This window comes from Paenibacillus sp. LS-5, assembly GCF_056121505.1.
Genome location: NZ_JBWAVA010000021.1, coordinates 17684 through 38417 on the forward strand (window position 1 = coordinate 17684; position 20734 = coordinate 38417).

The 20734-nt window shown below is 45.8% G+C and carries 19 protein-coding genes; 3 read left to right on the plus strand and 16 right to left on the minus strand.

The features are described from left to right. Positions 1 to 49: 49 nt before the first annotated feature. A complete protein-coding gene (locus AC0MA3_RS23050) occupies positions 50 to 685 on the minus strand; it encodes an immunity protein Imm33 domain-containing protein (protein ID WP_474657961.1) in 636 nt (211 codons plus the stop codon). 192 nt (positions 686 to 877) lie between these two features. On the opposite strand from AC0MA3_RS23050, the gene AC0MA3_RS23055 reads away from it, so the two are divergent. After that, positions 878 to 1693 carry a lipase family protein gene (locus AC0MA3_RS23055; RefSeq protein ID WP_474657962.1) on the plus strand — a complete coding sequence of 272 codons (816 nt, stop codon included), beginning with the start codon at positions 878 to 880 and terminating at the stop codon, positions 1691 to 1693. Between the two features lie 29 nt (positions 1694 to 1722). Here the strand turns inward: AC0MA3_RS23055 and AC0MA3_RS23060 are convergent, their stop codons facing one another. The 13 genes from AC0MA3_RS23060 to AC0MA3_RS23120 all read right to left on the minus strand — a co-directional run bounded on the left by AC0MA3_RS23060 (position 1723) and on the right by AC0MA3_RS23120 (position 16024). Then, entirely contained in the window at positions 1723 to 2256 is a 534-nt protein-coding gene (locus AC0MA3_RS23060; RefSeq protein WP_474657963.1) for an SMI1/KNR4 family protein, read from the minus strand. Between the two features lie 366 nt (positions 2257 to 2622). Next, a complete protein-coding gene (locus AC0MA3_RS23065; protein WP_474657964.1) occupies positions 2623 to 2880 on the minus strand; it encodes a hypothetical protein in 258 nt (85 codons plus the stop codon). 650 nt (positions 2881 to 3530) lie between these two features. Then, complete coding sequence (locus tag AC0MA3_RS23070) at positions 3531 to 4148, minus strand: pentapeptide repeat-containing protein (protein WP_474657965.1); 618 nt, start codon at positions 4146 to 4148, stop codon at positions 3531 to 3533. 15 nt (positions 4149 to 4163) lie between these two features. Beyond that, positions 4164 to 4544: a hypothetical protein gene (locus AC0MA3_RS23075; protein ID WP_474657966.1), complete on the minus strand. Its 381-nt coding sequence runs from the start codon at positions 4542 to 4544 to the stop codon at positions 4164 to 4166. Positions 4545 to 5513: 969 nt separating this feature from the next. After that, the gene (locus AC0MA3_RS23080) at positions 5514 to 5987 is read right to left on the minus strand and encodes an SMI1/KNR4 family protein (protein WP_474657967.1); all 474 of its coding nucleotides are present in this window, start codon (positions 5985 to 5987) and stop codon (positions 5514 to 5516) included. A gap of 20 nt (positions 5988 to 6007) precedes the next feature. Then, positions 6008 to 6247 (minus strand): HNH endonuclease signature motif containing protein, encoded by a 240-nt coding sequence (locus tag AC0MA3_RS23085; protein WP_474657968.1) that lies wholly within the window; start codon positions 6245 to 6247, stop codon positions 6008 to 6010. Beyond that, a complete protein-coding gene (locus tag AC0MA3_RS23090; RefSeq protein ID WP_474657969.1) occupies positions 6241 to 6588 on the minus strand; it encodes a hypothetical protein in 348 nt (115 codons plus the stop codon). Before AC0MA3_RS23090 ends, AC0MA3_RS23085 begins: the two co-directional genes overlap by 7 nt. Positions 6589 to 6990: 402 nt before the next feature. Beyond that, on the minus strand, positions 6991 to 7386 hold the full coding sequence (locus tag AC0MA3_RS23095) for a hypothetical protein (protein WP_474657970.1): 396 nt from the start codon (positions 7384 to 7386) through the stop codon (positions 6991 to 6993). Continuing rightward, positions 7383 to 8012: a hypothetical protein gene (locus AC0MA3_RS23100; protein ID WP_474657971.1), complete on the minus strand. Its 630-nt coding sequence runs from the start codon at positions 8010 to 8012 to the stop codon at positions 7383 to 7385. The genes AC0MA3_RS23095 and AC0MA3_RS23100 overlap by 4 nt, the downstream gene beginning before the upstream one ends. 12 nt (positions 8013 to 8024) lie before the next feature. Next, a complete protein-coding gene (locus tag AC0MA3_RS23105; RefSeq protein WP_474657972.1) occupies positions 8025 to 12221 on the minus strand; it encodes a hypothetical protein in 4197 nt (1398 codons plus the stop codon). Positions 12222 to 12374: 153 nt separating this feature from the next. Beyond that, positions 12375 to 13187, minus strand: coding sequence for an ABC transporter permease (locus AC0MA3_RS23110; protein ID WP_474657973.1), 813 nt, complete (start codon positions 13185 to 13187; stop codon positions 12375 to 12377). Then, complete coding sequence (locus AC0MA3_RS23115) at positions 13184 to 14209, minus strand: ATP-binding cassette domain-containing protein (RefSeq protein WP_474657974.1); 1026 nt, start codon at positions 14207 to 14209, stop codon at positions 13184 to 13186. The genes AC0MA3_RS23110 and AC0MA3_RS23115 overlap by 4 nt, the downstream gene beginning before the upstream one ends. A 246-nt stretch (positions 14210 to 14455) precedes the next feature. Continuing rightward, entirely contained in the window at positions 14456 to 16024 is a 1569-nt protein-coding gene (locus AC0MA3_RS23120) for a DNA-binding protein (RefSeq protein ID WP_474657975.1), read from the minus strand. 240 nt (positions 16025 to 16264) lie between these two features. Here AC0MA3_RS23120 and AC0MA3_RS23125 point away from each other — a divergent pair, with 240 nt between their 5' ends. Both AC0MA3_RS23125 and AC0MA3_RS23130 read left to right on the plus strand, forming a co-directional pair. Beyond that, the gene (locus tag AC0MA3_RS23125; protein ID WP_474657976.1) at positions 16265 to 16729 is read left to right on the plus strand and encodes a MarR family winged helix-turn-helix transcriptional regulator; all 465 of its coding nucleotides are present in this window, start codon (positions 16265 to 16267) and stop codon (positions 16727 to 16729) included. Between the two features lie 6 nt (positions 16730 to 16735). Further along, a complete protein-coding gene (locus tag AC0MA3_RS23130) occupies positions 16736 to 17566 on the plus strand; it encodes a DUF6544 family protein (RefSeq protein WP_474657977.1) in 831 nt (276 codons plus the stop codon). A 30-nt stretch (positions 17567 to 17596) separates the two neighbouring features. Here AC0MA3_RS23130 and AC0MA3_RS23135 read toward each other — a convergent pair whose 3' ends face one another. Further along, on the minus strand, positions 17597 to 19525 hold the full coding sequence (locus tag AC0MA3_RS23135; protein ID WP_474657978.1) for an FtsX-like permease family protein: 1929 nt from the start codon (positions 19523 to 19525) through the stop codon (positions 17597 to 17599). Further along, positions 19522 to 20277 (minus strand): ABC transporter ATP-binding protein, encoded by a 756-nt coding sequence (locus tag AC0MA3_RS23140; protein ID WP_379151019.1) that lies wholly within the window; start codon positions 20275 to 20277, stop codon positions 19522 to 19524. The genes AC0MA3_RS23135 and AC0MA3_RS23140 overlap by 4 nt, the downstream gene beginning before the upstream one ends. Between the last annotated feature and the right edge of the window lie 457 nt (positions 20278 to 20734).

Genomic DNA, 20734 nt, shown 5'->3' on the forward strand with positions numbered 1-20734 from the left:
TTTGAGCGCTTATTCGTGAACAGCAGTGCATTTCCTTCACGAACCACTATTACATCTGTTTGCCCCTTGCCCAATCCTTAACCTCCACCCATTCGGCATCCTGGCTCTCCCGCTCAAACGCAGTGCCCGTCTCCCGCTTGAACGGCTCCAGTAGACTAGGGTCAAGATCCAGAATATAGTATACATTCATCAGACGAGTGTTATTGGGATTGCTGAGATATTCGCTATCTTCGTCACCGGCAAAAAGACGCCAGCCGCTGTCCTGCTCCCGTTCGGTGGTTTCCCGGTACATCCATAGTACCGCACTTCCAGGTTTAAGACATTTTTTGGAGACAAACGCCACTTTCTCGCCAACCTCTACCCATGAAGGGTCTCCTTTACGGAGAATGGTCTGCGCTATATGCCGGGTCTCGAATTCCAGAACATCCCCGGCTTGCAGTGTCTTTAGGCTTAACGGAGCATTAATCAATACTCCTGTATACGTATGGGTAACCGGATCTTGGCCAGTAATCTCAACCCACATCCGCTCTGTGCGAGGGTCTCCATCTGCCGGATTCGTCAATGTAAAATGCAGCCTTACTTTCCTTCCTATACCCTGTGCCCTGCGTTCTTGTTCGGAGGGGATAAAAAAGGATTGCGGGAATAATCGGCTCGTCTCTTCCACGTCTTCAAGGGTCCATTCCAATCTGCATTCCTCCTAAGGTTGTATTTGGGACTACAACCTTATTACCCCATACCTTTTAGACTGATACGTAGGGGAAAACCGCCTTAATCCTTAATTTCAATGGATTTGAACTTCACAGATTAGAAGCTTTTATTCCAGCGACAGGCACCTATCCTATGCTCCAATCATACACAGGTTATAAGGAGAGGCGGGATGCAGGTGGGCAATAATCAGGCTTTTGAAGAACGGGCTATCTTTCTGGCGGCTGTCTGTGGACAGACCTATGTCCAGTTTAATCATTCAGATAGAACGTTCACCGTTCCAGCAGGTTATTCAATCATTCATATCATTCAAGCGAAGTCTTTGGGCCGTGTATGGGAGCCGTTCGGATTCATCATAGAATCTCCGCAAGAGATTATTATTGCCTTCCGTGGTAGCAGTTCAACGGCCAATTGGATTTCTAACGCCAACGCCACGCAAAAAAGGTATAAATTCATCAAGGAAAACTACTGTCTTACACACCGTGGTTTCACTGACATCTATTCCTCTGCACGAAGCGATATTCACTCCGCACTCTCCCGGCTGTCCTCAAGCAAAAAACTATATATTACCGGTCACAGCCTTGGAGGAGCGCTGGCCACACTATGTGCCCCCGATGTTGCTGCCAATACAGCCTTTAATACTCCGCGCCTGTATACCTATGGTTCTCCTCGCGTCGGCGATCCGGTCTTCGCAAAGACTTGTTCCAAGTATGTATCGAACAGCTACCGTATCGGCAATCTTTTTGATGCTGCCACCTATGTTCCGCCCTCGATCTTCAAACTGCCCCGCAGCGACAAACGATATTATTACAGCCATGTCCAGACCTTGTACCCCCTTTCTTTTCAAAAAGGGTCCGTCAGCCTCAATCACGCCCTTAGCAGTTATTTCAGTGAACTCTCCAAGCTTCGTCCGGAATTCACTAAGCAGTTGTGCTCTTCAAGCCCTGGTTTTTGTTTCCCCCATCTCCACGAAATAAAAGAACCTTGAAAGGCACGAAGCCAATCAAGGTTAAGAAGTTAGCTAACATTTACTGAGATAAATACTGATTCATCACTTGGAAAATCATCAGGGAATGCGTCACACACTAATTCTCTAGTTATTATTTGATATAAAAAGTCTGCCATATTAAGTGAATAAGTATAATTCTCAGGTGATCTTGATTCGTACACTACAACTTTCCATTCGTCGGGTTTTCCATCAGTTAACCAGTACAGCTCGTCACCATTATCAGTATATGCCCAAGGAAGCAGCCCCCCGGTTGCAGGGTAAACGTCATGTCTAAAGTACTGTGGGAAACTTGCTTTGGATTGTAAATAAGAGTCGCACATTTCTTTTTGTCTACCCAGGAAGTTTATATTATGATCCTTCACAAATGGAGTTAATATCCACAAAAAGTTTCCAATACCACCCGTTCCATAAATTCCAATAAATCTCTTATAGTCTGAAGGTAGCTCTGTCCCAAGAGCATTGAAAACTTGTTGCCATTGTTCTTCATCCCCAGTATTATATGGATTTTCGGGGGGAGTGAGTATTTTAATCAAGTTATCCAACCAAGACACCTCCTACTTCTCTAAACCCTGAAAGGTAAAATAGCCATTCAAGAATATATAATGTTCAAATGTTCCAGTATTTCACATCAGGGTTTAGGTTTTCACCTATGATACCTTCCTTTTGAAAATCATAATCAAGGTAACCATCATCATCTAAGTAGTATACATGTTGCTTATAAAACTCAATTATTGTTTTTAGAAATTTTTCCGGTGAGCGATATAATAAATTTAGATTCCCCTCATCGTGCATAAATATATAAATTCCAAAATCACCTTCGAAATTTTCTACATAACAAAAGTAATCATTTGAATAGTTAACTAGTAACGGTAAAACAAGCGAACCTTTTTGCCAAGAACCTATGCTATCTAAGTTTTTTTCTCTTGGACAAATTCCTCAATGTGTATTAAACGAAACCCGGGAATGAAATCCATTAATTTCTGATCTTTCATATCCCTCTTTGTTCCCTGAACAGTACTGTATATTACTTCAAACAGTTCTGGTATTTTAGCAAGATCATTGAATACTTTCATCCACTCTACAGTAGGCTTACCTAAACTCTCTGGATATTCAGACCTCAGTCTCAAAGATAACTCTATGAAATCATTGAATAGTTCTTTTAACATTATGCACCTCACTTGTTCCCGCTCTAATTGAGTTCAAATTACAACTTTCTTGAAATGAACAACAATTATTATTTGATATTCTTTACATCAAAATCACCATTTTCACCTATGCCATTTTTTCTATAAAACTGTCCCAAATCCCTTCCAACCGGGAATGATGGGTTCATTCGGCACTCAGTGGGGTCTAATATCATATGACGCTATCGCTTTGAATCCAGATTCCTTAGCTGCATGAGCAATAGATGCTACGATGCAACCTCGCCATAGCTGTTCTCGTGTCCACTGGACTTCATAAATCCATTTCCCTTTCACTCACTCCTCTTAGTCATTCGATTACTCGGGCGATAATTCTCCACAAAATAAAAGAAGCTTGAAAGTCTCGAAGCCAATCAAGGTTACGAAGTTAGCTAACATTTACTGAGACAAATACTGATACATCACCTTGCTAACAAGTATCTTCAGGAACTGAACAACTTTGGCTAAGACTTGATTCCGATAAACGATATCATTGTGTTTGGACTTAGCAAGGTAATGTGCGAGGCAGAGCTCCACCTGCTCCTGTACTTGACGAAGATGCTGACAAGATCGTCCATATCATCTAAAAAAAGCCCGAGCAAGTTTTCCCGCTGCATCAGGGCTAGGGCTGTAGATTACTTAGAGTTATCTGTGGAATTGATTATGAGCCAATGTTTAGCATCTTCGCCTTTAAGAATGATAGGTTGTTCTGGAGTGCCGATATTGATACTCTTAATGAAAGACTCTTCTAATCCACGCATACCTTCTAGTTGTGCTGCTTGAAGCAATACTTCTTCAAATGTTGAGGTGCTTACATCAGTATTTTGGAGGTTCGCATTGCGGAAATCTACATGATCAAAAAGTGCCCCTACTAATTTCGCATTTCTCAAATCAGCTTTGTTAAATATAGTTTCAATACAATCACTTCTAGCAAATCGTGCGTTTTGCAAATTCGCATTCGTAAAATTTGCATAAGAGACGTCTACCTTATAAAAATCAGCACTTTCTAGATTTGCATTTTCAAAAGTAGAGGAACAAACCACTGAGGCATACATATCCTTTTTTACCAAGTTCATTCCATTAAATACACACGCAGTTATATAGGCTTGATCTAGAGGGTAATCTGCTAAATCTATATCTCGAAAATCCACTTCATCGACCGCTAACTTTTCCCCCTCTCGACCAACTGTTTCAATCCAGATTTTATGTGATTTTAAAGACTGAATTAGTTTCTCATCTCTATGATCTTTCATAGTGTGTTCCTCCTTTTAGGGATACCAAATTATCCTGACTGATATTCCCTCCTTTTGAATTGCATCTTTTAATTGTTCGACATGCTCTGGAGTCAGATTTCGCTTGTCAATTATTACGTTATGTCCTCGTTCAAATTCCTTGTATATTTTCTTCATTGCATTATTAACTGTAAAGGCACCCTCTTTAGGTGAAGTATGACCATTGGGATAAGATTCAAAACTCTTTATATCCCACTTTTGACCAGTGGTTTCATCAATAAATTCAGCCCCCTTATCTGCCTTTGGATCCCTTATAATTCTTCCTAACTTACCTTGACTTTCTAAATCCAACCCTATATCTTTCTCTTTTATGCCCTGAGCCTCAATTCTTCCCCCATGTGAAGGAACACCCGCCAAATCAACTAATTCCTTTTGAGTTCTTCCTCCAGTATAATCCGTCCCCTAAGTTATAATCTTAAACTGGGGAATAAAGAAGGTGGTAGCTGGTTCTTCCAATTACCACCATTATATCAGCTTGCTTGGCGTTCTGTTATGTGAGCCGCCGCCCGATACTCTGTCTTGTGCTTCATCATGCTGTTGATGATGTTGACGAGCCTTCTCATGATGAACATAAGGGCTTGCTTCTTAGTCTTACCTTCCGCTAGCTTCCGATGGTAATACTCTTTCCTTGGTTTTTGTCTGAATCTGCATCAGCCAATCTTTGAAATGTACCAATGACTCGGGGTACGCTTCGATTCGTAGAGTGTGCTTCCTAGACTTTATGGCAAAAGCCAATTGGTATGAGATATGCAAGAAGTCTTCTCCGGTATTGATATTGATGTGATAGATAAAGCCCTTTTCCTCCGTATACATCCTGACTCCGTAGAAGTGGCATATTCGGAGCGCATGAAGGGATTGAAGAAGTCCCAGTATACTCCTGTGAAGTCAATGACAATACGGTCTATGGATACAGTGACCCCTTTCATGTGCCGCCCCCTCTCCTTATTAGAGGGGCAGGTGGCTATTAACACATGACCTTCCCGTTGAGAAATGTTCTGTTAAGTCCTGATAATTTAGTTGTCGTACTATCTTGAAAATTAGTTGCGTTGCTCTCGACACTATATCCATCGGGGTATCTAATCATAAAGTTGCGTTTATTTTAAAAATCCGCAAGAAAGCGAAGACAACAAAAAACAAGTCAATCATGGTGGTATATGACCATAATCGACCTGTTCGATGTGACAAAAAACATTATTTAGTGTATGAAATTAAAGCATCAATAAGCGTACAACCAATATAAGGAGATGTTCACATCTATATTATATAGTTTATAGGTGTTCATGTATGAATGATGGGTTTATTCGGTACTGAGTAACCTTAATTCTTCTAATCAGTTAACATTGATACAAAATCTTCAAAACTATCCGCAACACGATAGCTTACTGGGTCGAATTCTCCAGAATTTGCATGATCCCACACACAAATGTTAGGATTACTTCTTGATTCACGAAAATCTAAGCATAAAAAATCACCAGCAAATAGAACAGCAATTGGTAATAATGCAACCCCTATCAAATCTTCATTATCAATTAGTCTCTCATCAAGCTGAGATTTAGTAGCGTCAATATCAAATATTCCAAATTCATTTTCTGTTGGTTCCTCAAGAATGCATAAAAATCTAGTAATTACATAGCTATGATCATTACAAATAAACGAACGAATTTCTGGAATTCCCCCATTATTTATTTTAATAAATTCTTTATACACTAATGGCAATTCTACTCTCCAAAAATCTTCTTCTTTTGATAACAGTTGATCAGACGGTAACGGATAAATTATTGACTCTTGTTTTATTTGCATACTTAATTCCTCCTTCTTGTTCATCTTGCCGCATCAGCCCACATTCCAGTAGACCTTCCTCCATTGTGAGTTGTAATGTTATGAATCCCATAAGGAACCAATTGCATTTTCCCTGGCACTTCAGAATGGTGCCATGTATACGTTCCGTTTTCCACCAGTTTCCTTATGTCTTTCGGAAGATTATTATTCAACCAATCAAACTGCTCTGTATCACCTTTTTTCCACAAATCTTTTGGGAGCTCGTCAGTATGCACTACCACCCCAGGACTTTCAAAATCACTTCAATTTTAGGTATGAGATTTAATTCCTCGGCTTTACTTTTTATCAACTTTCTTTGCTTAGCGGTTAGACTATCTCCTCCAACAATACTTTTCTCCCAAGACCACCCTTTAATGTTTATTACATCAACATAATGCTTAGCATAGTCATCAAGAACTTCATCAAACGGTTTTCTTCCCGATAAAAATTCGTCAATGTTTTTTAAGTGAGGTGCTCTTCTGCTACCATCACCCGTCCCCTCAGCATTCCCCCCGACTCTATCCAAATAGGGCTCAATCACTGACAATTCAGGGACTAATGTTTCAAGTTGCTTGCTTGTCACCTGTTCTTGTGCCGCCCCCTCCGAAATTTTTAATGAATTTCGGGCTTAATTAGAGGGCAGGTGGCTAGCCATTAACACATGACCTTCCCGTTGGTTGAAATGCTTAGTAGATATCTGACAATGTATACATCGCTTCATCCATTCGTACAGTTGCGATAATTTTTGAAAAATCCGCAAGATAACGAACATAATGAAAAACAGATCAGCAAAGGTGCTATCTGCACAAAAGTGACCTGTTTTCATGTAATGCTATTGCGTTATTGCGGTATACTTTTCGAACAACACGTGCGTACATCAGTTTTCAGAAAAATTTGGTATTGGTATTACATGGGTTATATGTGTTATTGGTTGAATGATGTGTTCATTCGGCACTGGGTAGCCCCTAATCTGATGAAGGGTATTTTATGCAAACATTTCAGTAATGTGGACCCAGTCAACAAACGATGAAAACTCATCGCCATTCAAATATGAGTTAAATAGAAGAATTACTTCCTCCAAATTTAAGATTTGATTGATTTGTAACGTAACAACTGTACCAGAGATTATTAATTGTGTTGCTCCTGAAAAAATTGAGTTCCTTTTACTCGCTCTACTGTGAATAAACTTTCCATTCTCAAGGTATTTTCTTATCTCAACTGTAAATTCTATAGGGCCCCCACCAACTTGAATGTAACTACCATCTTGCTTTTCTAAGAAGGCATAAGAATTTGTAGTGCCGTTAATTTTCATGAGGTAACTTTCCAGTTCTGTCGTTTTTATTTCTTCTTTCCGTATGCCATTTTGGGATTCAAATATCATTGTTCCCTCCACAGTTCATTTATTTTACTCAAAGTTCCCTCTATAAGTTCGACTGATGGTTTCCCGATATCCCAATTTCTTAAGGTGTGAATAGCCTTTTCGTACTCGTGTTTTAAACAATATGCAGCAATCAAATTCCAAATATACGTATTACCACTTATTGTAAGACGAGTATCGAAATTTTCGTAACCATTTATTAGGTTATCTAACGTTGAATAATCATCCCAAAATGGTTTCGCTATATTAACAATTTGGTCTTGTAGTAAATTGATTAACCCCTGAATATTACTCGTCAAAACAAGGGGGCATTCCAAATACTCTCTATTCTCTTGTAAATTCCCAATATTAGCCGCAACTGTAGGCCATCCTTTCTTATGGTTTTCATTTCTAAGAAAGGCTGTCATTTTTCCAATATCCTCAAAGATGATATTGGGGAAAAGCGCAATATAACCGGCTTCCTGACCTTTAATATGACGAAATTGAATATTTAGTTCTTGATTACATTCTTTCAGTTTTTTAACAAAAGACCTTTTTTTCTTTAGGTCAAAGCCCATTTCTTGAAGAGAAGGGCTAAGACCAATAATAAGACTATCAAGTGTAGATTCAATTGTTGATTGTAATGGCATTGATTTCATCACCTACTTCACTGTTATTAATTCGACAGAATCAATTCTCGTTACGCCCGCTTCTTTAGCCCTATTACCAGTGGTTGGTAAACCTCCATTTGCATTAAGTTCGTTGTCAATCCTTTTTTGTTGTGCCGTTCTTGTTGCCGAACCACTTTTCACTTCTATACCTGTTATTGTACCATCTGGCTTCCTTACTACAACATCATATCTTCTAAGTGTTCCATCAGAACTCTTTACAGATATCTCAGTACCAACAACTTCATACCCCCTATATTTAGGGTCCGTTTTTATTTGTTGAATTGCTTTATCCACACCAGGAGTACCTGGAACCGTACCGTTACTGCCTGCGAATCTACCTTTTGAGTCCCTAACACTTCCATCAGGATATGTTTTAGTTTCACCAGTCTCCTCAGCATCCCCACCTACATTTTCCAAATAGGGCTCAATCACTGACAAATCAGAGACTAATGTTTCAAGTTGCTTGCTTGTCACCTGTTCTGTTTTTTCGGATTGGATCTTCTGGTTTTTCTGCTGAAGCTGCTCCGTTGAATTTCCCAGTTTTTTCTTTTCTTCACCTTTCAATTTCTCCGCTATAGTTCTCGATTCCTTTATTACATCCGGGATTTCTTTTTCTTTACTAGCCATCTTCACGACATGACCGGTGCCGCTCTTTTCGACCCAGAGCTTGTGGCTTGCTTTGCCGATTTTGAAGTTGACCAGCAGGCCGGATATAGCATTCTTAAGTTTGCTGGCTCCAGCTACCACGAGGTTAACTCCTGACTTCAACAGCTGCTTGCCGAAAGCTAACAGCCGGGAGTGAATCCCCCCTTTGATGGTTCCGAGGAAATCACCGGAGGCTTCATTAGGGACAGCGCCTGCCTTGCCGCCGGCTTTTCGCCCATCTTGTTTGCCTGAATTGTCTTTGCTTCCCCCGCCTGTCGTACCGGACAGATTAGCCAGCAGCTTCGTGCCATTGCCGAAGACATTCACCGTCTGCGATTCGGCATCATCGACAAGGGCCGTCGCTCCTTCTGTAGCTTCGTCAATCATTCCGCCTACCTTTTCCACTGGCGCCTGAAGCGGCTGCAGCAGGCCCTGTACCGGACCGGACTCTGCGATTTTGTTGATCAGCTTGTCCGCAAACGGAATATGCTGGCGGATCAGTTCAACCAGGGATTGGCCGGAGGCGGCTTCAATTCCTTTGAATACCGCTTTGATGAGTGCTGATGGCGGGTTAGAAATGATAAAATTCAGCACCATATCCACGCCTTTGTTGGCCAAGATCGGCATGAGCTGAGCCGGTTTCCCGAGCAGCTGCACTTTCGCTTTGATCCCGCTGGCAGCCTCGGTTACCTTTTCCCGAATCCCCTTAAAAAAGCCTCCAGCCGCTGCTTTAAGCTTGCCCGCCCCCTCACTCAGCATCCCGGCAGGATTCTGTATGACTTCCAGGGCCTGAACAGCCCCAGCATAAGCGATACTGAACGGGTTAAACCATGATTTATTGGAAATATTGATTACCGGTAAAGCCTTGTTGATGGCTCCTGCAACCTTGCCGACGGTCTTTTGCAGAATTTCGAACACACTCTGAAGGAGCTGCAGGACTTTCATCAGTCCTTTTTCCTGGCCTCCGTTTTTCGGGGCCTTGCCAGCGTCTTTGTCCTTGTCATCGGCTTGGCCCGTCTGCAACGGCTTAAGTTCTCCGAACAGCCCCTTGACCAGAAAACCGCCCATTCCCGCCGGATTCAGGAACTGCTTCACATTCTGCACTTTGAAATTCCGCAATGTATTAACTACAGTCATGACCGTATTCGCCTGACGCAACAGCTTAGGAAGTGTCGAAGTCAGCCAAGTGATGATTTGAGCCAGGACACTGCCTCCCCCCGTTGCAAAAGCGGCAGCAATCTCAGCAGCGATCTGTGCAATCTCCAGAAACTTGCCGAAGTTCACTTTAAAATCGCCGTTCAGGAATTTCCCGATTCCCGACAATATTTTGTTATACAGTGACTGGACACCAGCGAACAGCTTATCCACTGTTTTCCCCATAAAATCCAGGGCAGCGCTAACCCCTTTCTTCAGGAGACTTGCGGCAGTATTGACGGCTTGAACCGCCTTGTTCACTGCACGGTCGATCCAGCCGTTGATCCGCTTGGCAATGCCCGGAAACCGGGCAAAAATTTTATTGGCTAATCCCTTAAGCAGCTTCCCGAATCCCTTAATAGCGCTGACTATCAGCTTCCGGCCCTGCTCTATCAGCCCCACTACAGCTTGCTTGGCTTTGTCAAAAATAAATTTGACGGCCTTACGCAACTGGGTGAAGAGGAAGTTCATGCCCTTTTTGATGGCGTCCCCTAATTGCTTTCCCTTTTCTTTGATCCATTCCCAAGGGTTTTTGGCTTTTTTCTTTTCTTGTTCACCTTCTTTTTGTTTCTCATCTGCCTGGTTTTTCGTGTTCTTATATTCCTTCCGGGATTCGGTTTCGGCTTCGGACAGCTTTTGCTTGACCTCGCCTTCCTTCTCATCCTTGATTCCGGTAATTTCCTTGTTCTTCTCTGCTGCTGCTGTGCCCGCTTCACGGTCAAACTCACCGCTGGTAGCCTTGATCTCTTCCTGCCACTGGCTCCGGTACCCTGAGACCTCTGCCTTGGCTGCAGTCTGCTCGCTTCGCTGCTTCTCTGAAGCTTCTGTTTTGAGCCGTTCTACTTCGGCCTTGGTGTCGCTTTTGGCAGTTGTGATTCCACTGTCAAAAGGTTCCTTCCCTTTCTGATACTCCCCTTGGCTATTCTCCATATAAGTCTGAAGTGAACTCTCCAGATGAGGGTTGAGGTAACCTGCAACATCTGGGGGGATGACACCGGTTGATCTCAGCTGAAAAGCAGGCGGGGTCACGGGGCGGATGCTGTGCCCGGACTTGAGAATGGCCGCATCCGGCTTGGGCAGAATCCGGTCCTCTCCGAAATCCTGCCGGGTCTGCTCAAGCTCGGAATGCTGCGCAGTCTGTACGTGCTGTGCAGCTTCTGTGCGAAAGCTCTCCACTTGGGAAGGGTCCGCTTCACCTGTCAGTCCAATCTCCGGCGGATTCGCAGCATATTGGCTGGCTTCCGCCATAATTTGGTCAGGATCTGCCTCCTCTGAGCCCTGAGGCAAGCTAGTCATTCTTGGGGAAGGATCTCCGCCTTGTTTCCCACTCTGAAAAGCTGGCAGCTCGGTTACCCGCACCGGATCTGCCGCTGCCCGCTTCGAGGGATTAGCAGCTTCAATATCTTTGCCGGGGGCGATTCCGGTTGGTGTCGGAATTTCAGGCAACGCCTTCTCAGCCTGCTGTCTTTGCTGCTCCAGCGCTCCTGCCGAGACATTCAATGCTTGAGTATACGCCCCGACGATTTCGGATGGAGCAATGCTGCCGAGCTGCTGAATCACACTGCCAGGATTACCGCCTTTAATATTTACAACAGGTGCTTTGGCAGGTGCCTTTCTGGCTTGCAGCGGCAGGCCAGCGGACAATGGACCTGAGGCAGCAGACTTTGGCGCTGGAAGAGCTGGCTTGGCTTCTGGCTTGGCTTCTGGCTTGACTGCTGACTTCCCTTCCGGCTTTGCTTCCGCTTTGCTGCCTGATTTCACATTTGGCTTAGCCTCCGCCTTCGCTTCAATTCTGTCTGCTGACTCTACCTCTGCTTTAGACTCCACTTTTCTTTCCCGTTTGGCTTCTACTTTGACCATCTTTGCTTTGTTCTCTGATTTGTTCTCTGATTTGTTCTCTGGTTTGTTCTCTGGTTTGTTTTCCGCTTCGTATCCAGGTTGAGACGTTTTCCTTGTAGCTTGAAATACCCGAACTCCGGCCGGTTTATCGGATGGAATCGTTGATGGGGACTCTTGAGGTACCGATGAGCTTGAAAGAGGGACAGATGAGTTCTGTGATGCTTTCGGGGTTGAATCTGGTACAGGTTTTGCTATTTCCTTGTTCCGCTTGCCTTTATCGAGCAGCATAAGAGCACTGCGGAGGCCAATGACTCCCGTGAGCATATTGAACTCACCGGATGTCACTGTTTCCGGGGCTGTTAAAAGGCGGTTGGTTAACCGTTTCAGCTCAAGCGGTGTTCGCAGCAGCGGCTTCAACGCCGCTTTGTCTGTAATCGGGGTTTGTGCAGAACTCTTTTTCGTCTCGGCCAGCGGCTCTGCCGGCTTGTGTACTGCGATCTTGCTTGGCATAGAGGGTCACTCCCTGAATGTTCATATACTAGTAATGGTAATTTCAGGGACCTTTTCACAGCCTTATTTGTAAATTTCTCAAAATTAAAAGCCCTATCCCCGAGGATAAGGCTCCATATTGTCTGACTTATGTCTTCCTAACGCTCCATCCCCTTACGTCCGCCGCATATAAGCACGCACCGTGATCGGTGCGAATATCGCTACGATGACCGCCGCACCGACAAGGGAGAACACGAGATCCGAGCCCACAGTTCCTGAGTTGACGAGCTCACGGACTGCAGTGACCAGATGGGAAATCGGGTTTATTTTGACGAACCACTGAAGCCAATCCGGCAGCGTATCCACCGGGACAAAAGCATTCGACAGGAACGTAAGCGGGAACAGCACGATCATAGAGATCCCCTGCACACTGGAAGCTGTCCGGGCAATGACTCCAAAGAAGGCAAATATCCAGCTGATAGCCCACGAGCACCCAATCACGAGCAGAGCCGCGATGGCCACATACCCGATACCGCCTTCAGGGCGAAACCCGAGCAGATATCCCATTGCAAAGGTAAGCACCGTTGCGATCGTGTACCGCACAGTGTCTGCAAGCAGCGCTCCGGCCAGCGGGGCAATCCGCGAGATCGGCAGCGATTTGAAGCGGTCAAAGACGCCTTTTTCCATATCCTCACGCAGCTGGACACCGGTAACAATCGAAGTGGTGATTACAGTCTGAACGAGAATGCCGGGGATGATGACCGGTAAATAATTCAGGACATCACCAGAGATTGCCCCGCCAAAAATATAGGTGAACATCAGAGTGAAAATGATTGGCTGCAGCGTGACGTCAAATAACTGCTCAGGGGTGCGTTTGATTTTTAACAGTCCCCGGTATGCCATGGTTAGTGAGTTGCGTACCGACTGTCTGAAGCTGGAGTGGTTTTTCAATTGGCGCTCAGCACCTGGCTTAATGAATGTACTCATACTGACTGTCCCTCCATTTGATTGGATGTACCTGATGCGGGAATGGATTTCTCCTCTACTCCATGGCCTGTGATGCTCAAAAAAACCTCGTCGAGCGTTGGCTTCTGTACACTCAGCTCCGCGAGTGAAATCCCAGCCGCACGGAGAGCAATCAGCAGATCCGTAACCAGATCGGCATTCGCCATCGGTGCAGTAATAAGCGCCGCTTCCGCTGATATGCTTGTAGGCACCTTCAGCACGCGTTCAACCGTCTGACGGGCAATGCCGTTGTCCTGCGGCTTCTGTACCCTTAATTGCAGGGAAGATGTGCCCACGGATGATTTCAGCTCATCTGCCGTTCCTTCCGCGACTACACGGCCATGATCAATAACAGCAATCCGGTCAGCCAATTGATCTGCTTCTTCCAGATATTGTGTGGTCAGAAGTACAGTTGAACCAGACTGAATCAAACGGCGGATCGTATCCCACATCTGATTGCGCGTGCGCGGGTCCAGACCCGTCGTGGGTTCATCCAGGAAAATAAGCGGCGGCTGCGCAATTAGGCTTGCCGCCAGATCGAGCCGCCGGCGCATCCCGCCGGAGAAATTCTTGAGCGGACGTTTGGCCGCTTCCGTCAAACCGAACTCCTCCAGTAGCTCAGCTGCCTTACGTCGTGCATCAACACGCCCCAGCCCGAGCAGCCGGGAGAATATCACCAGATTCTCGGTTGCACTCAGCGATTCATCCACGGAAGCATATTGTCCTGTTACTCCGATCAGCTGACGCACGATTTGCGGCTCCTTCACCACATCATGCCCAAAAATCCTGGCGGATCCTCCATCCGGTCTCAGCAGCGTAGCCAGCATCCGGATGGCGGTTGTCTTCCCCGCCCCATTAGGTCCCAGCACACCGTATATTGAGCCTGTTGCCACCTGCAGGTTCACGCCATCTACCGCCCGGTTATTTCCAAAAACCTTGACAAGCCCATCCGCTTCGATAGCCAAGTCCCTTCGTGGCGAAGCTGTTTTTTTTATTTGATTCATTTGCCGTTCCTCCTAGTCAACTAATATATTGGGATCATAAATGTCCAGTTTAAACTGAATATAAACTTGATATGTATTCCTCTGGTGCTGCTTCATTATACTCCCGGCGGATAAACCGCTTAACGGTCTCCAAGCGCATTTTTGCCTCAGTCTCTGGATGTAGCGAAACAGTATAACAATACACAAAAAGCCCGGGATAAGGCGTTAAGCCATCCCCCGAGCTTCAGTTCTACCATTTAGTTGGAATTACTCGACAGGAACGTCCGCGATTGTCACTGCCTCTGTGTATTTTGCAGTGCTGTTTAAGCGGAGCCGCATATTGCCTGCCCCGGTTGTGTTTGGATTGATGGTTACCGTTAAAATTCTGGATGCCACCCCGCTAGAGTCAGCCGTCAGGGCGAAGGTAGAGCTGTAGCCGTAGGATGAAGGCCATGAACCGTCACTATTCTTCACCTTCGCCACCTGCGTACCCGAGCTGGTATAGATTCCAAGGCTGTAACCGGTAGTGGTGGAGCCCGGTGTTAGTCCGGAGACCTTCACTTCTACTTCGAACTCATAATGGTTCGGAAGGGTCGCCTGATGGCCGAAAGTATAACCCGGTGTTGTAGGAACGGTAGAGCTTCCAGCACCGAAGGAACCGGTTTTGAAAGTAGAGGGATCATACCATTTATAGCCTGAAGCCGGTGCCGCCCAAGGTTCGGCCTGCGGTTCAGTGGAACTGGCAGGCGCTTCCCAACTGTATAACGAAGTAGCTGAATCCAGAGTAAGTCCGGATACGGCTGAGAGCGTTGTGTAACTCTCCGGTGTGGCAAGCCAGTTCACCATGTTGATCAGTAGAGTGGCATCATCCGCTTCTTTATAGCCGTCATAGGTCGTTTTGGTGCCCCCGGTCTCTTCTCTTTTATATTTAGGCGAAGCATCCTCAACCGGGGAGGAGTCACCAATAAATCCTGCTTTGCCGGCACTTACCTTGGATACAGCCACAAAGGGCCCCTCCGCGACTCCGCCGCCATTATACACACCGGCATCCACTGCACTGGACCAGGCGGGAGCTGTCGTTGGAACATATACGATTCCTTTTGCTTTTGCAGGATTGGTAATCGCAAGTGTTGAACCGGCATGAACAGCCACACTGGATACACCGCTTGTAATATTGAATGCTTGTGCAGGAGCCACAATGCTGCCTGCTGTCACATCGCCAAGAGCATTGTAACGGAACCTCACACCAAAGTTCGTGGACAGCCAGTCGGAGCTTGCTACCCCGGACATGGCTGGTGAAGCCGCTTCCTCTGTGCTCATTCCAGCAGCCGGATTCGACCAGCCCCCCCGGCGGTAACCGTTGAAAACTTCGGAAGCGTCCCAGCGGTTCTTGTTCCGGTCTGCGTTATAGTGATCACTAATGAAGAAAATGCTTCCCCCGCTTTGCACGTAGCTCAGCAGCGCGCTTTGTTCCGATGTCTTGTATGGAATGTTCGCCTCGGGAATGATGAATACGTCATAGCCAGACAGATCTGATAAGGTGATTGGCGTGCTCTTTCGCAGCTCTTTGACGTAGTAGCCTGCGGCTGCCAGCCCGTTCGCAAAATCCGAGAACCCGCCATCAATCACCCAGTCTGCCGCACCTGCAGTTTGTGCATGCGTATTGTCGAACAATACTTTCTTGCCGTTGGCCGAAGCTGGCGTGATGCTCGGTGCCGGATCGGAAGGTCCTTCAGCATACACCTCTAACGGCTGGATACCCACTGCCACTGCAAGTAAAGCGGCCATGGCCAGGCTCGTCCAGGTTTTGCGCAAACGCGGGAAGCTTAGAAACATTCTTCATTCCTCCACTCTCTTTAATAGAATTAGGCCTGAATAGCCGCTAATAGAATAACATAGTAAATTATGGAATAGTATATGTAATTGCTAATTTTTACATTTTGTAAACATATTTAATCAAGAGAGTACAAAGCGACGGGAAGATCATTCCATCATTCCATATAGACAAATAGGTAACCTATTACATATAATATTTATGTAACAGGTTACCTTATTAATTAGAGGAGCTGAATCGTATTGGACGAAAAGGAGCAGCAGGCTTACATTCTGGGTGCTGTACTGACACTTGCCAACCGTCTTCAGGTACTGGGGGATCAATTGGACGATCAAATAACCATGAAGCAGTGGCTGCTGATCGCAGTCATTCTGAAGAGTGGTTCATCCTCCCCCACCTTAAGTGATGTCGCCGGGATGATCGGCAGTTCGCGGCAAAATGTAAAAAAGATGGCCCTACTGCTCGAGAAGCAGGGGTTCATTACGCTCACCAAGGACAGCAAAGATGCACGTATCCTCAGGCTGCAGTTGACCGAGAAATGCGGAATCTATTTTGCGGGAAGAAATGAGCGGGAAGCAGGTTTCATGGACGCACTATTCCAGTCGTTCGACCACGGGCTAACCGAAGGTTTATACCGCGGATTAACCAGGCTTACCGAGAACATTACCCGAATGGAGACAACTTCATCGGGTGAAGAAAAGGAGTAGAAACATATGACCCTTATATTTATTCTGGCTGGCGCCGCAGCGGCCACGATTGTTTTTTTCAAGATTCCCTATTCCACAACCAAAGCAGAATTCCGGCGGATAGCAGACAGGAACCTCGCCAACCCTCCCATCCCGAATGATGCATTCACTAACGAGGACTGGAAGCTGCTTCCTCCCCCTGTCCGGTTGTATTTTGAGAGCAGCGGGTTTACCGGCAAGCCTAAGATGTCCTCGATGAAAGCCGTATTTAACAAAGTAGACTTCATCCTGTCCCCCAAAAAACCTGCTGTGTCCATAGATTATAAGCAGTACAATTTCGTACGGCCCCTCACCAGAATCGCCCTGATCGAGACGGCTCTATACGGCATCCCTTTTCAAGGACTTGATTCCTATATAGAGGGTACCGGCAGTATGAAAGGCGTCCTGGGCAAGACATTCACGCTCTTTAACCAGCTTGGCGTAGAGATGGATCAGGCGAGTCTGGTTACTTTTTTGTCGGAAACTCTCTGGCTGCCGAGTGCCGCCATACAGGGCTACATCACTTGGGTCCCCGTTGACAATCATCATGCCCAGGCGATCATTTCGTGCTATGGGATTACGGCTACTGGAATCTTCAGCTTTAATGACCAGGGAGAATGTCTGTCTTTCACTACGGACGACCGCACCGCCGTCGGAATGGATGGCTCCAAGCAGCATGTGCGATGGTCCGCGCTTATGAAGGATTACAAGTGGATTAACGGTATTAGACAACCTACACACCTGCAGGCGGTTTGGCATTATGACAGTGGGGATCTCGTGTATTTTGACAGCCATAATCTTCAGTTGGAGTATCGTTGAATGGAGTGAAGTGCCATTCTGTTCATTGGGTCACAACGACTCTCCAATCACTCTTTTATAATACAGCACCGACAGGAAGCCAAAAATAGAATATAGCGCCGTGTACAGGAGCATAACCAAGATCATGGGTGTGAGCATTTCCGTGCCGAAGAAGAACCAGCCGGATTTGACGGCAAAATAGCTATGGCTGAGACCAACGACCAGCGGGATGCCAAAGTTGAACAACTGCTTGAACTGGATACCGCGTAAGAGATCACCTTGGGTAAAACCTAGTTTCCGCAGAATGGTATAACCGGCTTTTTCCTCCTCCCCTTCATCCATTTGCTTGAAATATAGAATACAGCCGGAGGTAATCAGGAACGTCAACCCAAGGAATCCGACAATAAACATGATAAGCCCCATATTGCTCCGCTGGTTCAGTTCGTATTCATGCTGTGAAATGCTCGGCGCTTCGGGTTTCTGTTCCACATATATTTGATAGGCTGCGTCTACCTGCGAACGGCTCGCAAGTTCAACACCATAGTATTCTGACTTTTTCTTGTCTCTCTGCAGCTTGGGATTCAGGACCTCCGCCAGCTTCTGGTAGACCGTCTCGTCGACTACAAACACTCCGGCTCCTCCGCTGTAATAGAAAGGCAAAACCGATGCTTTGGATATTCCTATAAGCCGCTGCTTCATCGTTCCATTCAAGGTCTTAAAGCCAATCTCGCCGGTTTCACGCAGGGACACGAGACTTTCAATAGCATTGCTGTATCCCAAGATCATGGATTCACCGGGTTTTACATCTACACCCTCAACGCTGATGTCACTGATTACAGAAGTGGTAAGGATCGTGTCACTAGACCCCTTCTCCATAATTTGCGAGGCATCCACTTCCATCATGATTGGCTGCATATGGATTTCTCTATATTTAATTTGCGCACGGTCCAGTGCCTCCACAAATTTCTCTTTGACTTCTACCCCAGCAAACCCATAATCGTTCGGCGAACTTTCTTTGGCAGTGGCTTCAGCCGAATAATATGAAATATAGCTGAGAGACAACAGACCGATAGCCAGCGCGGATACCGTGGTGATAATTGTCAGGAGCAGCGCATTGGACTTCATCCGGAACATAATGGATGAGAGTGAGAGCACCTCATTGATGGAGAGGTAACCCTGCTTACTCTTGCGGATGGCGTTGAACACAAAGCTGACGGACCCTTTATAGAATAGATACGTGCCGATTATGACCAGACCCAGGATAAGGATCATCGAAATCATCAGTTCTGTCATGTCGTTTATTTCACCCATGAAGAGCAAGGATGATAAATAATACCCTGTTGCAATAAAACCAATGCCCAGCAGGCCCAGGATAATCTCCCATAGCGGTATCTTTCGGATACGCTCCTGTGCAGTGGAAGTAACTTTGAAGAGTGAGAGAATGCTCTGCCCTTTAATAAATATGTAATTCATCAGCATGATGAGCACATAAATCGCGGCAAAGACGACCACGGTATGCTGCAGCGCCTCATGTGAAAAACGTAGCTTCGCTACCGTCTCAATCGCCAAAATTTTGAATAAGATCATCAAAATCAGCCGCGATACCGCAAACCCGGCACCAATCCCCAGGATCATGGACCCGAAATACAGGATCAGATTCTCTGCACTTAACAGCTTGAAGATTTTGCCCTTTGTTAGTCCAATCAATTGAAACAGCCCGATCTCGCGGCTGCGGCGCTTAATGAAGATCGTATTTGCATACAGCAGAAAAATAGCGACAATAGCTACCAGCAGCACCGAAGATGTACCAATGGCTGCCCCTCCTTTAACTGTACCGGCAACTTCATCCATGGACGGGTCATACTGAAGCGTAACAAAAGAGAAATACAGCGCCACACCGAAGATCAGTGCGAAGACGTAAAGGTAATAGTTCCTAATGTTTTTTCGCAGATTGCGCAGGATGATGTAGTTCAGGCTCATTGCTGAACACCACCTAGTACACTCGTAGTCTTGATGATATCGTTGAAAAAGGACTGCCGTGCTTCTTCCCCTTTGTTCAGTTGAGTATAAATCTGCCCGTCACGTATGAACACTACCCGGCTGCAGTAACTTGCGGCAACAGCATCATGGGTAACCATTACAATGGTGGCCTGGCGCTTCGTATTCATATCGGCAAGCTTGTTCAGCAGATCTGAGGCAGATTTGGAATCAAGCGCACCTGTCGGCTCATCTGCAAAAATAATGCTCGGATCATGTATAAACGCCCGTGCTGCTGATGTCCGCTGCTTCTGTCCGCCGGAGATTTCCGCCGGGTATTTATCTTTCAATTCGTAGATCCCCAGTTCACCGGCCACCTGTTCAAACTTCTGATGGGCTTCTTTCTTCGAGATCCCGGTGATCGTGAGCGGAAGCATCACGTTTTCTTTGACCGTCAGGGTGTCGAGCAGGTTATATTCCTGAAAAATGAATCCCAGATGCTGCTTGCGGAATTCGGCCAGCTGTTTCTCCTTCATGCCCGTAAACTCCTTGCCCTCAATTTCAATCGTTCCTTGACTTACCCGGTCAATAGAGGAAAGGACATTCAGCAGTGTGGTTTTGCCAGAACCGGATGCCCCCATAATGCCGACGAATTCGCCTTTACTGACTTGAAGATCAATCCCTTTCAGCACTTCCTGTTTGTTGAATTTGTTACCGTATGTCTTATAAATTTTGTTCGCTTCCAATATCAGCACGTTCTTCGCACTCCTTAAAATAGAATTACATTCCGATCCCTAAATTATTTCGATCCCTGAATTATTTCGATCCCTCCCAAACCCTCCCTTAGCCAAGGGAGGGCCCCAAGGGCTCTGCCCTCTGGACACCCGTCTAAGTGCAATTAGCGTGGGTGTTCAGGCAGGCGGGACTTAGAGGTGTGGGGAGTAGGATCGCTTGCCGTCCCTGCGGGACACGCTTAACTGCGGCGTGACCTGGATACGAAGTAGAGATTAAGATCAAAAGATTTAAGATCAAAAGATTTAAGATCAAAAGATTTAAGATCAAAACCCCCCTTGATCTTCTGATGTTGTACTATGTCAGATCTCTTCAAATGATAAGATCAAAACTCCCTTGATCTTCTGATGTTGCACTATGTCTGATCTCTACATTTCTATCATAAGCGGGTTGCGTTCTGTTTTCCTGCGTTTTGACGAA

Coding starts and splice junctions, on each gene's coding strand:
- AC0MA3_RS23055 (WP_474657962.1), top strand. CDS start 878: ATGCAGGTGGGCAATAATCAGGCTTTTGAAGAACGGGCTATCTTTCTG.
- AC0MA3_RS23065 (WP_474657964.1), bottom strand. CDS start 2,880: ATGTTAAAAGAACTATTCAATGATTTCATAGAGTTATCTTTGAGACTG.
- AC0MA3_RS23070 (WP_474657965.1), bottom strand. CDS start 4,148: ATGAAAGATCATAGAGATGAGAAACTAATTCAGTCTTTAAAATCACAT.
- AC0MA3_RS23080 (WP_474657967.1), bottom strand. CDS start 5,987: ATGCAAATAAAACAAGAGTCAATAATTTATCCGTTACCGTCTGATCAA.
- AC0MA3_RS23095 (WP_474657970.1), bottom strand. CDS start 7,386: ATGATATTTGAATCCCAAAATGGCATACGGAAAGAAGAAATAAAAACG.
- AC0MA3_RS23100 (WP_474657971.1), bottom strand. CDS start 8,012: ATGCCATTACAATCAACAATTGAATCTACACTTGATAGTCTTATTATT.
- AC0MA3_RS23105 (WP_474657972.1), bottom strand. CDS start 12,221: ATGCCAAGCAAGATCGCAGTACACAAGCCGGCAGAGCCGCTGGCCGAG.
- AC0MA3_RS23110 (WP_474657973.1), bottom strand. CDS start 13,187: ATGAGTACATTCATTAAGCCAGGTGCTGAGCGCCAATTGAAAAACCAC.
- AC0MA3_RS23115 (WP_474657974.1), bottom strand. CDS start 14,209: ATGAATCAAATAAAAAAAACAGCTTCGCCACGAAGGGACTTGGCTATC.
- AC0MA3_RS23120 (WP_474657975.1), bottom strand. CDS start 16,024: ATGTTTCTAAGCTTCCCGCGTTTGCGCAAAACCTGGACGAGCCTGGCC.
- AC0MA3_RS23130 (WP_474657977.1), top strand. CDS start 16,736: ATGACCCTTATATTTATTCTGGCTGGCGCCGCAGCGGCCACGATTGTT.
- AC0MA3_RS23135 (WP_474657978.1), bottom strand. CDS start 19,525: ATGAGCCTGAACTACATCATCCTGCGCAATCTGCGAAAAAACATTAGG.